16 protein-coding genes are annotated in these 16,020 nt (G+C 43.7%); 12 read left to right on the top strand and 4 right to left on the bottom strand.

Annotated elements, in window-relative coordinates; genetic code table 11:
* Positions 1 to 255: 255 nt before the first annotated feature.
* The 3 genes from thrB to ACTWPX_RS09415 are packed head-to-tail and all read right to left on the bottom strand — an operon-like array spanning position 256 to position 3,510.
* The gene (gene thrB, locus ACTWPX_RS09405) at positions 256 to 1,164 is read right to left on the bottom strand and encodes a homoserine kinase (RefSeq protein ID WP_443119525.1); all 909 of its coding nucleotides are present in this window, start codon (positions 1,162 to 1,164) and stop codon (positions 256 to 258) included.
* The gene (gene thrC / locus ACTWPX_RS09410; RefSeq protein ID WP_443119526.1) at positions 1,161 to 2,216 is read right to left on the bottom strand and encodes a threonine synthase; all 1,056 of its coding nucleotides are present in this window, start codon (positions 2,214 to 2,216) and stop codon (positions 1,161 to 1,163) included. The genes thrB and thrC overlap by 4 nt, the downstream gene beginning before the upstream one ends.
* Before the next feature lies 1 nt (position 2,217).
* Complete coding sequence (locus ACTWPX_RS09415) at positions 2,218 to 3,510, bottom strand: homoserine dehydrogenase (protein WP_443119527.1); 1,293 nt, start codon at positions 3,508 to 3,510, stop codon at positions 2,218 to 2,220.
* A 371-nt stretch (positions 3,511 to 3,881) separates the two neighbouring features.
* On the opposite strand from ACTWPX_RS09415, the gene ACTWPX_RS09420 reads away from it, so the two are divergent.
* The 8 genes from ACTWPX_RS09420 (at position 3,882) to ACTWPX_RS09455 (ending at position 12,386) form a co-directional block, all read left to right on the top strand.
* Positions 3,882 to 4,121 (top strand): hypothetical protein, encoded by a 240-nt coding sequence (locus tag ACTWPX_RS09420; RefSeq protein ID WP_128525673.1) that lies wholly within the window; start codon positions 3,882 to 3,884, stop codon positions 4,119 to 4,121.
* Between the two features lie 187 nt (positions 4,122 to 4,308).
* Entirely contained in the window at positions 4,309 to 5,298 is a 990-nt protein-coding gene (locus ACTWPX_RS09425; protein ID WP_443119528.1) for a LacI family DNA-binding transcriptional regulator, read from the top strand.
* A gap of 169 nt (positions 5,299 to 5,467) precedes the next feature.
* Positions 5,468 to 6,871, top strand: coding sequence for a sucrose-specific PTS transporter subunit IIBC (locus ACTWPX_RS09430; protein ID WP_443119529.1), 1,404 nt, complete (start codon positions 5,468 to 5,470; stop codon positions 6,869 to 6,871).
* 208 nt (positions 6,872 to 7,079) lie between these two features.
* Positions 7,080 to 8,042, top strand: a complete 963-nt coding sequence (gene manA / locus ACTWPX_RS09435) for a mannose-6-phosphate isomerase, class I (protein ID WP_443119530.1) — start codon at positions 7,080 to 7,082, stop codon at positions 8,040 to 8,042.
* Between the two features lie 17 nt (positions 8,043 to 8,059).
* A complete protein-coding gene (locus tag ACTWPX_RS09440) occupies positions 8,060 to 9,766 on the top strand; it encodes a phospho-sugar mutase (protein ID WP_443119531.1) in 1,707 nt (568 codons plus the stop codon).
* A gap of 291 nt (positions 9,767 to 10,057) precedes the next feature.
* Positions 10,058 to 10,513, top strand: coding sequence for an IDEAL domain-containing protein (locus tag ACTWPX_RS09445; RefSeq protein ID WP_128525678.1), 456 nt, complete (start codon positions 10,058 to 10,060; stop codon positions 10,511 to 10,513).
* 339 nt (positions 10,514 to 10,852) lie between these two features.
* On the top strand, positions 10,853 to 10,990 hold the full coding sequence (locus tag ACTWPX_RS09450) for an anti-repressor SinI family protein (protein ID WP_443119532.1): 138 nt from the start codon (positions 10,853 to 10,855) through the stop codon (positions 10,988 to 10,990).
* A 199-nt stretch (positions 10,991 to 11,189) separates the two neighbouring features.
* On the top strand, positions 11,190 to 12,386 hold the full coding sequence (locus ACTWPX_RS09455; RefSeq protein ID WP_443119533.1) for a helix-turn-helix domain-containing protein: 1,197 nt from the start codon (positions 11,190 to 11,192) through the stop codon (positions 12,384 to 12,386).
* Between the two features lie 55 nt (positions 12,387 to 12,441).
* On the opposite strand, the gene ACTWPX_RS09460 is transcribed toward ACTWPX_RS09455, so the two are convergent.
* Positions 12,442 to 12,588 (bottom strand): hypothetical protein, encoded by a 147-nt coding sequence (locus tag ACTWPX_RS09460; protein ID WP_443119534.1) that lies wholly within the window; start codon positions 12,586 to 12,588, stop codon positions 12,442 to 12,444.
* 607 nt (positions 12,589 to 13,195) lie between these two features.
* On the opposite strand from ACTWPX_RS09460, the gene ACTWPX_RS09465 reads away from it, so the two are divergent.
* The 4 genes from ACTWPX_RS09465 to ACTWPX_RS09480 all read left to right on the top strand — a co-directional run bounded on the left by ACTWPX_RS09465 (position 13,196) and on the right by ACTWPX_RS09480 (position 15,996).
* Complete coding sequence (locus ACTWPX_RS09465; RefSeq protein ID WP_443119535.1) at positions 13,196 to 13,423, top strand: helix-turn-helix domain-containing protein; 228 nt, start codon at positions 13,196 to 13,198, stop codon at positions 13,421 to 13,423.
* A 36-nt stretch (positions 13,424 to 13,459) separates the two neighbouring features.
* Positions 13,460 to 13,603 (top strand): anti-repressor SinI family protein, encoded by a 144-nt coding sequence (locus ACTWPX_RS09470; protein WP_443119536.1) that lies wholly within the window; start codon positions 13,460 to 13,462, stop codon positions 13,601 to 13,603.
* Between the two features lie 11 nt (positions 13,604 to 13,614).
* Positions 13,615 to 14,181, top strand: coding sequence for a hypothetical protein (locus ACTWPX_RS09475; RefSeq protein WP_443119537.1), 567 nt, complete (start codon positions 13,615 to 13,617; stop codon positions 14,179 to 14,181).
* Between the two features lie 729 nt (positions 14,182 to 14,910).
* Positions 14,911 to 15,996 (top strand): glycosyltransferase family 4 protein, encoded by a 1,086-nt coding sequence (locus ACTWPX_RS09480; protein ID WP_443119538.1) that lies wholly within the window; start codon positions 14,911 to 14,913, stop codon positions 15,994 to 15,996.
* The last annotated feature ends 24 nt before the right edge of the window (positions 15,997 to 16,020 follow it).

The raw sequence follows: 16,020 nt of genomic DNA on the forward strand, positions 1-16,020 counted from the left end.
CCCCACAGGACAGCGTCCGAGGAGGCTCAACGCGCTCCCGCGGAAAGCGAAGCATTCCCCGCCGCCCCGATCCTCTCACAAAGTATCTCGAAATCGTGTCTTCAAGAATCCTGCTATATAACTGAATCAATCTCATATGAAAAATCAACAACAACCTTTAACAAAGTCATTGGAAAATAGAAAATGGATCAGCGGATGATTATTATTCCGCTGATCCGTTTTTGTTTGATTCATTGTGAAAAAGAATCCTCTATATCAGCACATTTTCTTCTGAAAAGTTTCTACCCCTGTGAGATGCACCTGCAAAGGTTCGACTAGATAAGAGGGAAGCGCACCTTTCAGTCTCTCTTCTTTTGCTGCTGACCATTCATCGAAAACAGCGACCATCGTCGGTCCGGCTCCACTGATGTAGTGACCAAGCGAGCCTTCGTGTTCAAGTGCTTCCGTGACATCTGAAAAACCAGGAATCAAAGCTTGGCGGTAGGGCTGATGCCATCGGTCGCTTTTCATCATCTTACCTGCAAGCACCCAATCTTTCGTGGCAAGGGCAGCGATCAATACATTGGCGCTGCTGCTGTTTTTGACGGCTTGTTTATAATCGATTTCTGTGGGCAGAAGACCACGAGCTTTTTCTGTTTCTAAATGATAGCTCGGCACAATTGCAAGCCAAGTCAACCCATCTAATCCTTCGGTGAAGTGGACGTAATCCAAGTGGTCTCCATCATAGTTGGAGACCATGATACCACCGTAAATGGCAGGGCCGACATTATCCGGATGACCTTCGATTTCACAGGCGATTTTGAATTTGTCATATTTCGTAAGCTTTAAGTTCAATAATTGATCCGCCAGTTCTATCCCACCTACAACAGCGGTAGATGAGCTTCCAAGCCCGCGGGCGATCGGCACATCATTGGTCAGTTCCACATGAGTGGGAGGGAGGGTCTCATAACCGAATGCCTCCGCTGTCTGAAGCGCCGTTTTATAGATCAGATTACTTTTCCCTGAAGGAATGTAGGGCTGGTCCTCCACAGGAACGGAAAAAAACCAATCCTCACCAGGCTGGCAGTCGAGGGTGACGAATTTTGAAAGGGCGATGCCGACAGAATCAAATCCAGGACCTAAGTTTGCTGAGGTTGCAGGCACCCGGATTTGAAAGCCGCTCATGATTGGACTCCTGTTACCAGGGAAGCGAACTTGTCATAATCATTTTCAATTTTCGCCGGTTTGACAGGACTCTGTTCCATGGCTGTTGTCGGATCTTTTAATCCGTTTCCTGTGAGGACGTGGACGATTTTAGAACCTTGCGGGATCGTGCCATCCTTCACTTTTTTGATCATACCAGCAATGGAAGCGCAGGAAGCGGGTTCTGCGAATACTCCTTCCTTTTCAGCTAGCAGCTGGTAAGCCTGGACGATTTCTTCATCTGTTACTTCATCGATCAGCCCCTGGGACTCCTGCTTCACAACAAGTGCTTGATTCCAACTCGCCGGGTTACCGATGCGGATTGCTGTCGCCAGTGTTTCGGGATCTTCAAACACCCGGTTGTGGACGATGGCCGCTGCACCGCTTGATTCAAAGCCCATCATTTTAGGCAGGCCATAGCCATGGCGCTCATGATATTCTTTGAAGCCTTTCCAGTAAGCTGAAATATTTCCGGCGTTGCCGACAGGGATACTGAGTATGTCAGGAGCTTCTCCTAGTTCATCACAAACTTCGAAGGCAGCTGTCTTTTGTCCTTCGATCCGGTAAGGGTTCACAGAATTCACTAATGTGACCGGTTCACTTTCCGCAATTTTACGTACCATTCTCAAGGCGTCATCGAAGTTCCCTTTGATGGCGTAAATTTCAGCACCATACATGACGGCTTGCGCAAGTTTGCCTTCTGCAATTTTTCCATCTGGTATAACGACGATGCAGCGTAAACCTGCACGAGCAGCGAAGGCAGCAGCCGAAGCTGAAGTGTTGCCGGTCGACGCACAAATGACAGCTTCCGAACCTTCTTCAATCGCTTTAGCCATCGCCATCACCATCCCACGGTCTTTGAACGATCCCGTTGGATTGGCCCCTTCGATTTTCACATATCCTTCGATACCGAGGTCTTGGGAGATCGTCGGTATCGGGAGGAGAGGTGTGTTTCCTTCATGTAATGTCAGACGTGGCGTTTTTTCATTAACCGGTAAAAACTCACCATAATGGTGAATCAGCCCTTTCCACATCTCATTCGCCTCCTTCTACTCGGAATATGCTGTTGATACTGCGTACGGATGTTAGTGACTCAAGGTCCTGACGTGCTTTTTCAAAATCTTCCTCACTCACTCGATGTGTGACCAACATCAATTCGCGTTCACCTTCCTGCTCGGTGGGCCGCTGGATGAACTGATCGAAGGAAATATCATACTCTGCAAAAATGTTCGTCAAATCATTCAACATGCCTGCTTGATCATCAACATGCAGACGGATATATTTCTTTGTCAGCTGTTCTTTTTTGGTTTTGACCTGTTTAGGGAACTGAGGTTGGACATAAGCTGTCCCTGTCGTTCCTAAACGAATGTTCTTCAGTACGGCGATAAGATCGGCAACAATCGCTGTCGCTGTCGGCAGCTTTCCTGCCCCAGGGCCGTAAAACATCGTTTCCCCGACGGCGTCTCCATGGACATAGACCGCGTTGTATTCATCGTTGACCGAAGAAAGCGGGTGCTGGATCGGCAGCAACGTCGGTTCTACGCTGACAGACACACCGTTGTGATCGTTCTCAGCAATGCCGATCAGTTTGATGCGGTAACCCAGTTCTTCCGCATAAGTGATGTCATCGGAAGAGATTCCCCGAATGCCTTTAATATCGACATCCTCTAAACTGTAAGGCATGGAAAAACCGAGGATCGAAAGGATCGTCATTTTTCTGGCCGCGTCCAGACCGTCGACATCTGCTGTCGGATCCGCCTCAGCAAAACCTAAGTCCTGAGCTTCTTTTAAAACACTGTCAAAATCGACGCCATCCTGGGCCATCTTCGTCATGATATAGTTTGTCGTACCATTGACGATTCCCATCATCTTACGGATCCGATCAGACGAAAGCCCATCCATGATGGAACGGATGATCGGAATGCCTCCGGCGACACTTGCTTCATAATAGAGATCGCATTTGTGTTTTTGACAAGCTTCGAAAAGCTGTTCACCATGCTGGGCGACTAAATCCTTGTTGGCTGTGACGATATGTTTTCCATGTTCAATCGCTTCTAATAATATGGTTAATGTGTGATCGATCCCACCCATTACCTCTACGATGACGTCAATCTCTGGATCTCTCGTAATATCTTCAGAGCGATCCGTCAACTGGGTATCAGCCGGGAGTTCGCGCGGTTTCGACAAATCATTGACAAGCACTGATTTAATCGTGACGTCGCACCCTGTTTTATGTTCAATGCGTTCCTTATGATCGCGAAGGATTTCAATGACTCCGCTTCCGACCGTTCCTAATCCTAGTAGTCCTACGGTAATGGTATTTTTCATCGTTCACACTCCTGTCCACTTGAAATATACATGCTTCTTTATATAAAGGACATTGTAACGGAAAGGGAATCATTGTACAAGAGTGAATTATCCGACAATTCCAATTAAATATAATATTCCGTGAAGAAAAGAGTATCTTTGAAAAATATATCAAGGAAGTGAATTTGCCTTTTAGAATGAACAAAGTGCAAAAATTTTAGATTCACAGCTTGAAATAAAGGAAAATAGATGGTTTGTCAGGAATTCGACATAAATTTCTAATAAATTATCTTTTTTAATAAAAAAGGGATAACTTGACGAATAATGGAAGATAGATTATAAATAATTTGTGACAAAAGAACCATAATATGTAAATGAGGAGGTCGAGGAGGATGAAAATTGGTATAGGTCCACTGCCGGGTCCACTTCGTAAATATGAACCGATGATTAAGGAAGTAATCTGGGATTTGGGTGTGACGGGGAAAACGGATGAGTTTGTCCGGGAGGGGAAAGTGGCTATTTATAACATTGAAAATGAATTATATTCAAAAATGAATGAAGCAGCTAAAGATACATTTGTTTACAGGAGCATCAAAAACCATCTTCTAAAATTCATCGTCGTTCAAGTGTAATAATAGTATTCATAGGGTTGATAAGCTCCCTGGGGACTTTTGTTTCTGGGGTTTTACATCTTTTGATCTCTTCAATTCCCCCCGACTAGCATTCCATCATTTACCTTCTCCTGTTTTAATTTCTGGACAAAAGCCTATATTTTCACTACGATATGGTGTGAAAAGGATTCCATGGAGGATGAAAGCAATGACAACAATCAATGATATTGCCGAGCTTGCCGGTGTCTCACGCACCACTGTTTCAAGAGCTTTGAACAGTAGTGGGTATGTAAGTGAAGAAGCGAGAGACCGAATCATGAAGATTGTCGATGAAACAGGCTATATGCCGAGCCAATCTGCCAAATCACTGCGTACGAAACGCTCGGGCGTCATCGGCATCATACTGCCACGGCTTAGTACAGAAACATCAACGAGGGTAGTGAATGGCATCAATGAAACATTAGCCAAAGAAGGTTTTCAAATTCTGTTGACAGATACAGAGCTTGATAAGAAAAAAGAAATCGAATACATCCGACTGCTGAAAAGCCGCCATGTTGATGGCATCATCCTGCTTGCTACGAATGTGAATGATGAGCTGATCGACACCATCCATCATACCGGCATCCCATTTTTAGCGATTGGACAAGATCTACCCGGGGTCACTTCGCTCGTATATGAGGATTACCATGCCGCCAGTGATTTGACGAACATGCTGATTCACAAAGGTCATGAAAAGGTGGCATTCATCGGTGTGGATCCTGAAGACCCATCCGTCGGTCAGCAGCGGGAGCAAGCTTACCGTGACATGATGACAAGGAAAAACCTTACCATTAGGGAAGAGTGGGTCGATGAAGGGGACTTCAGCATCGAGTCAGGATACGAATCGATGAAACGCATCTTGAAAAACAGCAGAGAGGACAGGCCGACGGCTGTTTTTGCTGTTACCGACCGCATGGCGATCGGGGCAATGGAATATTTGAAGGAGCAAGGGTATGCGATTCCAGCAGATATGGCTGTTGTCGGCATCGGGGCTTCAAACATGTCTAAGTATATCAGCCCATCTCTTACAACCGTAGATTATTATAATAAAGAAGCCGGCAGGAAAGCTGCTAAGATGCTATTGAGCCAAATAAAGAAACAAAATTCAAACGAGAAATTCGATCTGACCTATAGACTCATAATAAGGGATAGTGTATAGTGCTAGTTGAAAGCGCAAACATGTAATCGTTCACACATGGTTCATACAGACATAGCGAACCATTCTATTACAGCACTTATATTTATAAGATATACACTATCTTCTTTTTTTTATGAAATGTGTAATCGATTACATGTGCAAATTATATTTAGGAAGGGGAAGTGATCAAATGACTGATAACTCACTGATTGCTAAGCAGGTCATCGAAGCTGCTGGTGGGCAGGAGAACATTTCGTCTGTAGCACACTGTGCTACTCGCTTGCGGATTATGCTGCATGATAAAGAGAAGGCGGATATTTCTGCGATTGAAGGAATCGATAAGGTCAAAGGTGCTTTTTATAACTCTGGACAATTGCAAGTGATTTTCGGAACAGGTACGGTCAACCGCATCTATGAAGAAGTGACAAAGCAAGAAGTGCAAGGGGCTTCCAAGGCAGAAGTGAAAGAAGAATCGAAGAAACAAGGGAATACCTTCCAGCGCTGGATCAGGACATTCGGGGACGTTTTCGTGCCGATCATCCCAGCCCTTGTTGCGACAGGACTGTTCATGGGATTGCGTGGTCTCGTTACCCAACCTGAAATCTTAGCCTTCTTCGGATTGACACCGGAGAGCATTCCAGAGAACTTCATTTTGTTTACACAAGTATTGACGGATACAGCATTCATCTTCCTGCCGGCACTTGTCGCCTGGTCCACATTCAAAGTGTTTGGAGGCAGCCCGATCCTCGGTATTGTCATAGGTCTCATGCTCGTTTCACCAGCTTTGCCGAACGCATGGGACATAGCAAGTGGGGATGCGGAGCCATTGACCTTCCTAGGTTTCATCCCTGTTACCGGCTACCAGGGTTCTGTACTTCCAGCCTTTATCACAGGTATTGTCGGAGCTAAGTTAGAGAAAGGGTTGAGGAAAAAGGTACCTGAAGCCCTTGACCTGATTTTGACGCCTTTCTTAGTCCTTTTGATTATGATTACTTTAGCATTATTCGTTATCGGACCGATTTTCCATATCGTAGAAAACGGAATCTTTGCAGGTACACGTGCTGTGCTTGAATTGCCACTAGGTTTGAGTGGACTGATCGTCGGTGGGCTGCACCAGGTGATCGTAATCACAGGGGTCCATCACATCTTCAACCTGCTTGAAATCCAGTTGCTTGAGCGTGTGGGAGAAAATGCTTTCAACCCACTGATTACAGCTGCGATCGCTGCCCAGGGCGGTGCGGCACTGGCTGTCGGTATGAAGTCAAAAGCTAAGAAAATGAAAGCATTGGCTTTACCTTCCGCATTATCCGCATTTTTGGGGATTACTGAGCCGGCGATCTTGGGTGTCAACCTGCGTTATATGCGTCCATTCATCATGGGATTGATCGGTGGAGCTGCCGGCGGTTTCTTCGCCTCCCTGACGAATATCACGGCCTCAGGTATGGCGATCACTGTGCTGCCAGGCTTCCTTCTCTATATCGATGAGATGAGTTCATTCGTCCTCTACTTAGTGACGAACCTGATCGCTATCGGAGTCGCCTTCGCTCTCACGTGGATCTTCGGCTACACAGACAAAATGCTTGAAGACCAATAAGTTCTTCCTCAGGTATAACATTATTTGCCACCTCAGGTATAACATTATTTTCCAAATGGTTCATCAATTCAAACCGATAGAACTGTAAATTCTTAGATGACCAGGTCAACCAGATATTTCCATCTGTGGCCTGGTCTTATTTTTTCGCTTCTTCAGGGCTGTGATGTGATACAATGATTGTAAAAATTACTGGTAGAGAGGTGACTTCATGTACAACGAACCGATTTTCCTGCAGCCAGAATTCAAAGAACGCCTCTGGGGCGGGACACAGTTGAAAGAGATCTTTGACTATGCGATTCCTTTTGAGCAAACAGGAGAAGCCTGGTGCATTTCCGGGCACCATAATGGCCCGAATAAAATCAAAAATGGCCCGTTAGAAGGACAGACATTAGCGGAAGCGTGGAACGACCACCGTGAGCTTTTCGCAAATGAAGAAGGGGAAGAATTTCCTCTATTAGTGAAGATTTTAGATTCCAAAAAAGATCTATCCGTCCAGGTCCACCCTGATGATACATATGCCCGTTATGTCGAGGGAGAGAATTATGGGAAAACCGAGTGCTGGTATGTCATTGATAGCGAAGATGACGCAGAAATTATTTTTGGCCATCATGCCGCGAATAAACAGGATTTAGAGGGTATGGTGGCGAATGGGGAATGGGAGAACTTATTACGTAAAATCAAAGTGAATGCGGGCGACTTTTTCTATGTACCGAGTGGAACGATTCATGCCATCGGGGCAGGGATTCAAATTCTTGAAACCCAGCAAAGTTCAGACATCACTTACCGTGTCTATGATTATGATCGTGTCGGACAAGACGGTCAGAAACGTGAGCTGCATTTAGAGAAATCATTGGAAGTCACCAATGTTCCTCATCAGGACCCAAGCCTTGAACGTACCCAGTTATACCATGAAGATCTCAGAAAAGAAAAATTGGTCGAGGAGAAATATTTCTCTGTGTATCATTGGGACCTTGAGGGCGAATGCAAAGGCTTGCTCACTGACCCCTATTTACTATTGAGTGTCATTGAGGGACAAGGGGAGGTCGTCATTGAAGGCCGTTCCTATCCTTTCAAAAAAGGGGATCACTTGATTATTCCTGCTACAGTCGACTCATTCGATTTGAAAGGAAACGCATCCTTGATCGTTTCCACCTCCAATAAAGACAAATAAACCAAAGGAGTGTTTGCATGTGGAAAAATAGTTACAACCGCTGGAAAGAATTTATGGATCTCGATGCAGATCTTTCAAAAAAACTAGAAGAATTGACGTCTGATGAGCAATCATTAGAAGATGCTTTTTACAAAAACTTAGAATTCGGTACTGGCGGGATGCGAGGGAAGCTCGGTCCAGGGACGAACCGGATGAACATTTATACCGTCCGTAAAGCTGCCGAAGGATTAGCCACATACGTAAACGATCAGGGTCTATCGAATCGCGGTGTAGCGATTGCTTACGATTCACGTTATATGTCAAAAGAATTCGCTGTTGAAACAGCTAGGGTCCTTGGTCATCACGGCATTCCTTCTTATGTATTCACTTCATTAAGACCGACGCCGGAACTATCATTTGCGGTCCGTCACTTGAATGCAGCGGCCGGTGTTGTCGTCACAGCAAGTCATAACCCTCCTGAATATAACGGCTTCAAAGCCTATAATGAAGATGGGGGTCAGCTCCCTCCTGAACAGGCGGAAATCATGATCGACTTTGTCAATAAAGTGGAGAATGAACTGAATGTAGAAGTCGCTGATCAGAAACAGCTGGAAGGAGACGGCTTACTTCGCTGGGTAGACGAAGATGTGGATGCCGCTTATCTGGAAGCAATGAAGACAGTGACCGTCCAGCCGGACATTCCGAAGGACCTTTCACTCGTTTTCACACCCCTTCATGGCACGGCCCGTCATCTTGTTGAAAAAGGGTTGGAACAAAGCGGCTTCACCTCCATTCACATTGTCGAAGAACAAGCGCAGCCTGACCCGGAATTTTCAACAGTCGCCTCGCCGAATCCAGAAGAACACCAGGCCTTTGAAATGGCCATTGAACAAGGAAAAGCGATTGGAGCGGACTTGCTGATGGCGACAGACCCTGACGCAGACCGCCTCGGAGTAGCTGTTCCGGACAGCGATGGAGAATATAAAGTGCTTACAGGAAACCAAACAGGTGCGTTGATGCTTGATTACATCCTTGGTCAATCAAAAAGCTTACCGAAAAACGGACAATTGATCAAAACGATCGTTACTTCCGAATTCGGCCGCGTCATTGCTGATTCCTATGGCATCAGTACGCTTGATACACTGACAGGCTTCAAATTCATCGGTGAGAAAATCCGTGAATATGAGCGTACAGGTGACCACAAGTTCATGTTCGGTTATGAAGAAAGCTATGGTTACCTCGTCAAAGACTTCGCCCGTGATAAAGATGCGGTGCAGGCAGCCGTTTTAATTGCAGAAGTCGGTGCCCATTGGAAGAACCAGGGCAAGACTCTGCTTGACGCTCTTGATGACTTATATGAGAAACACGGCTATTTCCTTGAAGACCTTCAATCCATGAAGCTTGAAGGGAAATCAGGAGCAGACACGATTCAGACGATCATGAACGACTTCCGTGAGGCAGATATCGCAGAAGCCGGTGGCAAGAAAGTCCTCACCGTCGAAGATTACGCAACGACTGTTCGTCACTACGTGCAGGAAGATAAACAAGAAGTCATCGATTTGCCATCTTCTAACGTCTTGAAATTCACTCTTGAAGATGACTGCTGGTTCTGCCTGCGCCCTTCAGGTACAGAGCCGAAAATCAAATTTTATTATGGTGTGAAATCCGGAGCGAAGAAAGAAAGCGAAGAATTGCTGGCAGCTGTCAAAGCCACTGTCAACGAACGCTTACATGCTCTGATTTAATGATAAAGTCCAGCTTCCCTCGTCGGAAGCTGGACTTTTTTCTAGGCTTTTCGAAGCGGGAATGAGAAATGACGAGGTGTACTTCATCAGGTCACTTTCCTTCTAAACACCATGGCGCAACAGCGGAGCGTTCAGTCATCTGGACATAATGACTGGTATTCAGGCTACTGCCCAGGTGAAGTATCAAACATCCAAAGAATAAAGAGAAAGGGCTTTCATTTTATTGACAAATAAGCGATAATAGAATAAAATACTGAAAATTCAGATTTAATTTCAAAAGGGGTGGGCCTCGTGTTGAACATAAAAATGTTGAAACCATATTATGTTAAGGAAGACAAACGCTTCATTCGAGTGGTGCTCGCCTACCAGTACTTTTCAATGTTCATCGATAACGAGCTATATCAGTTCATTCCTATGGAGTCTAGAGAAATCATTATCGACCGCAATCGTAAACGGGTGCATAACGTCTTTGATATTTTCGTCTTTCAACGAGGCAAAAATATGGTCTATGTCTCAGTTGCCGATTTGTTACAGCTCCCGGAATTTTTGACGCACCTCCACACGATTGTGTCGCCGTATTACGAAGAGGGGATTGAAATTAGTCAGCAATCATCAGAAGAAGTGAAAGAAATCATCCGCGAATTAGAAAGAAACAACCTTCGTCGCCTCATTGATAAGGCGATCGATCAAAAAGATGAAGACACCTTCCGTCTTCTTACACAAAAGTGGAATAAAATGTACTCATGAAAGAACCAGGTATGAACGCATACCTGGTTCTTTTGTGTCTCGTGGAAAAATAATAAAAGTGAAAACAATCAGGCATAGATGCTGAACATGATGGCAAATTTTTAAGCATTTTGTCCTAATACTACATTCTACAAAATCTTACAACATTATTATAATGAAAATTGAAAATTATCTGAAAAAAGTACTAGAATAGTGAATTTAGTTAAAATCTTTTCTGTATTTGTCCATTATAATAGAAATAGACTTACAGGTATAGGAAATTATCGGGCTCTGTGACAGATAAAAAACACGAAGCATGGAGCTATACGCAACGATTTGATAATTAGGGAGGTTGACCGAATGAAAACACTGCCTAGAAATCGTAAATTAGATGATGAGTGGGTTTCATTGTTGAAGGAAGCTAAGGATCTCGGTCTGAGTGCAGAAGAGGTCAAAAATTATTTGAGAAATGGTTCAAAAAACAGAAAGACTGTCTAGCACTCCTTCTTTTGAAGGGGTGTTCTTTGTTTAATGGCATAAAAACCGATGTTCCTTACTTCAGTATGAAAAGGGATGGATATGTAGAAAGAACAAAAGTATATATCCCCTTTCCAATAACTGCCATACGCCTTCCCTTTCAACCTGGTGAGCATGTATAATGAGTATAAAGATTCATAAAGGATGAGGGGGAATTATGATGGTGACTAACTATGAATTGATCAACCTGCTTAAAGATTGTTCGATCTCGCTTCAAACCCCGGTCCTTTTGATCAACCAACAAAATAAGCTGATCTATTACTTTCCTGACAGCTTTCAAAAACCGCCTAAAGTATTGCGGGATTTACATAAGAACTATATAGAAGAAAGTCGTAAACTCCCCTATACATTGCAAACTTTTACAGATCCTTATGACCAGCAATTGTTCCTTTATCCACTCAAAAACCAAAAGGGTCAGGAGTTAGTCATAGGCATCGGTCCATTTTTGCAGCACGAAATCGGTAGGATGCAGGTGAAAATGCACCTGGTTATGAATAAATTGAATCTCTCTTATGAAGAACAGTTTATCCGATATTTCGAACAGATTCCCATCATGAATCAAGTTCAAATAAGCTCCATTGAACGTTTGCTGCATACGTTACTGCCTAAGAAAAATCACGAGAAAGAGGCTTCACTAAGAGAAGAACCTGAGATGCGTAAACGGTACCAGGCGTATACGCAAACACAACCTTCGTATTCTGAAGCGATTGCTTCTAAACAAGCCTTCCTGCAGTGGTTCAAAAAAGGGGACGACTATGCGATTGATGCCTATCAATCTTATAAAAAACATTTCATTGACATACAAGAAGACGTAAGAGCCTTTAAGAATCAGTTGATCCGTCTTGTCACAGAGTTAAGCTTTGTATGTGAAGAACTGGGGGCACAAGTGGATGAGGTTCAATCGCTCAGTGATTTTTATGTCAACTTCCTGGAAACGAAAGAAAAGATCGATGATTTACAGGCTCTGGAAATCAACATTCTCCGCTCCTTCTTGGAAAGAGCAAGGAAGCTGGAAGATCCGCCTCAACATTCTCCACTTGTTGTAAGGGCGCAGCGTTACATTTTTCAAAACCTCACCACGGATTTGACGCTGAAAGATATCGCAGAATCCCTCAATGTCAATCCGAATTATTTATCAGGTGTATTTACGAAGGAAACGGGGATTCCGCTTACTCATTTCATTAATCAACAGCGGATCAAAGAGGCGAAAGAACTTCTCTGTATTTCGCACCATTCGCTGATGGAAATCAGTATTCTGCTCGGCTATAATAGCCAGAGTTATTTTACAAGGGTCTTCAAGAGTGTCGAGGGGATAGGGCCGAAGGAGTTCAGGCAAAAATATCGTGCAAGTGAATAGTAACCAGCCGGGCAGCGGACACCGGCTGGTTTTTTTCTTCACATAAAAGCTCAATCTAGAGGAGCTGTGAACGTTTGATGTGCTTCTCACGAATCGCTTGTCGGTGGATGCTTGCCGCGGGCACGGCCTCAGCTAACTTGGTCAAGAAGATCACTTGACCAAGTGGATCTTCGGCTCGCACTGTTCCCGCAGGCGTCACCACCGACCGCTCATCGTGGAAGCAACGATGTCCATCTAAAAAGAGGGATTTCCTTTGATTAATAAAAAGAAAATCACTCTGCGAGTACAAGGGACGGTGGCTATATTCACCGTCACTCTCAAATGAATACTAAAGCACACGGGGGAGCAAGAGCCCAAATGTTTCAGCGAAATGAAGAAGCCGGGTTGAACGATAAAATCGTCCTACTCGTTTTTTTCTTTGATGGATAACTCAGAAAGTTGCAGTTCTTTCATTAGACTCACTGCGCCCTGTGGGCTCAGCGCACGCCCCACGGAAAGCGATCCGTTTTCCGTAGCCCCTATCTCTCCAAAACATTTCGGAATCGGTCTTCATGAATACTTCTATATAATTGTGCCGATTTTAAGATAGCAGCATCTAGTTTTACCACTTTAAAATAAGTTTGTATTCTAAAAAAAGGATAAAATAAAGGAATAATGAGAGAAATAAAGGAAATTAGCAGTATTTTGTTCTTAATAAAGAAATTTAACTGTTTATTTTAAAGAACGATAAGTTTATAATATTCTTAATAGAGAACGAAATAAAACGAACGTTAATAAAGTCAGGCTGCTGACTAGAGAAGGTGAGGTAGGTGCTATTGTCGCCCATCGGAGAGAAAATACGAGTGTTACGCATGGAAAAAGGGTTATCAGTTAATGAATTTGCTCGAAAATCCGGCGTGTCAAAGTCCTATATCAGCAATATAGAAAGAGGGGTCCAAAAAAACCCATCATTGATTGTTATGGGGAAATTGGCGAAGACATTGGATGTCCCTTTAGAAGAGTTATTGACTCACAAGTATGCGAATAACAATAAATAGAGAGAGTGGAAGTGATACGACTGAAGGGGTTAGGTTATGGTGCGACGGGACCTTCAGGAATACGATGAAGAATGGATGTTATTGATAAAAGAAGCGAAAAAGTTGGGACTCAGCATGGAAGAAGTCCAAGTCTTCCTGGAAGAAGGGAGAGTCCCGGATCTCGTGAAAAATAAACAATAAGGAGGATGGTGGTGTTGAGGAATAAAACGGTATTTACAAGGGAAGCCGCACGGAAGAATATCACTGCGAAGAGTCCTCCAGCTTATATGAAAGGCTCTTGTTTGGTCAGTGAACTGAGTTCGATCGTGGACCAGTATTCACAACTCCGTCTCAGAGCTGGCTGGAAGATTTTCAGCCGTGATGGGGAAGTTTATGGGGAAGCGGAGGGAAGGACGATCCCCGAGGCAGAAATCATGGAAGGAATCATGGGAGATGAATCTCCGCTTTCCTATCTGCAAGCAGCGGTCTGTTATCACCATCTGATGGAATATAGCAATCGGAAAACAGATGTCATATCGACAGCTATTCTCGATGATTCATACATCTGCCAGCTCGATTTATTCGGTCATTGGAGGTTCGGGAAATTAGAGCGCAGCTTCAACCCTATCTTCTTTTACGATTCGTTGTTGCATCCCGCCGTCATTTTTTTCACATATCATCAAGAGGGCTTGGAAGTGATCCAGAAGCACGTCCATCGCTTCGCCTATGTCAGTTACACGTTAAAAACTTTACAAAGGACATGGGCGACCGTCTCATAGCTATTCGTAAAAAGCCTGGCTCTGGAACTACAAGAGTCAGGCTTTCTCATGGGCTAGGCTTTACATAAGCAGGTTGACACCTGAATGCATCGTTCCCGCTGTTATGGCATAAGTTTGTGGGCGGGCGAACAGGGCATTCGCGCATTTATCCTTGTTTGTATCACAATGTCTTTTAAAATTCATATATTGATAGCAAAATAAAAATTTTCTTTTCTTCTATCGAGAAATAGTATAGGATGAATGAAGATAATTGAAACATTTTGGCATATTTCCCCGGAAATAATGAAAATATGAAACTTTTCCTTGGACGAACCGTCTAATGGATTAGATACATAGGATGCCGTCAGAAAAAGTCGTTTAGAAACGAAGATTTAAGTAAATAGAAGAGTAATAGAATTTTTCCAAGAAAAGGTGGGTAGCATGGATAATTTAAAAGAAATTTTGCAAAATATCATTCAGAAAACAGAAGACTCGGAATTGCTATCATCAAAAGAAGTCATTGATCAGTTGATTGAACAGTTGCAGCGTTAATATATAAAGTGAAATAAGGCGCGCACCGGTTAGGTGGGCGTCGATTTTTTGAGAAGTGCCGTCGACTTCCTTCAAATATGAAAAAAGATCAGCCGGTGTCAGAAAAAATCAAGACAACGTTTGACAATTTTCTTGCACGCGTGTGATATAATGAAACCGCCACAAAGATGTAAACCTAATAAGTAAGTGAGGATTTTTATGAACATATACTTAGATATAACCATTGCCATTCTTCTTTCTATGGCTGTCAGCTATCTGCTCGTTTTTCCAGTAATGAGTCTGGCGGTGAAATGGAAGATGATGGACTATCCAGAATTGAGAAAGATCCACAAAGAGATAACTCCGCGGATGGGAGGTCTTGCAATCTTCGGTGGAGCTGTTGCAGGAATGCTCTATATCCGTCCGGACCTTCCATATATCATTCCTATTTGTATCGGCGCTTTCCTTATCGTTCTGACAGGACTGCTTGATGACCGTTATCAAATCCGCCCGATTTTCAAGCTCTCCGGTCAAGTAGCCGCTGCTGCAGTCTTGATTCTTTCCGGTTTGAAAATTGATGTGATGAGTATCCCGTTTATCGGAATGGTTTCTTTAGGTGAGCCGATCAGCATCATTTTTACGTTCCTATGGATTATCGGGATTACGAATGCGATCAACTTGATCGATGGACTGGATGGATTAGCTGCAGGTGTTTCTACGATCTCCCTGATCAGTATTGCAGTAATGGCGCTGGCCATTGAACCTCAAATTGCTATCGTTTATTTATGTGTTGTACTTATCGGAAGTAACATCGGATTCCTGTTCCATAATTTCTACCCGGCGCGCATTTATATGGGCGATACGGGATCCCTTTTCTTAGGCTATTCGATGGCGGTAATTTCCATGGTCGGCTTGTTTAAGAACGTTACATTATTCAGCTTCGTCATCCCGATTATCGTGCTGGCTATTCCGGTTTTCGACACATTGTTTTCGATTTTAAGAAGGTTGATCAACAAACAGAAAATCATGATGCCTGATAACAAGCATATCCACTATCAGATTTTAGCGGCAGGCTTCAGTCACCGGACGACTGTTTTGATTATCTATGCCTTCAGTGCTGTTTTCGGGTTGTTAGCTTTGCTGTTTTCTTTGACTTCATTCGGAATATCATTGATCATTACATTCGTTATCCTTCTGCTCCTTCATTTGTTTGCGGAAATGACTGGAGTCGTTTACAGGGGGAAACGTCCACTGATTGGACTTTTCACCAGGGAAGAAAAGAAGAAACAAAAAGAAAAATCATAAATACAAGGAGCATGCTGACTTCAT

The sequence above is a fragment of the Halobacillus sp. H74 genome, assembly GCF_052246715.1.
In the GTDB taxonomy this organism is placed as follows: domain Bacteria; phylum Bacillota; class Bacilli; order Bacillales; family Halobacillaceae; genus Halobacillus; species Halobacillus litoralis_A.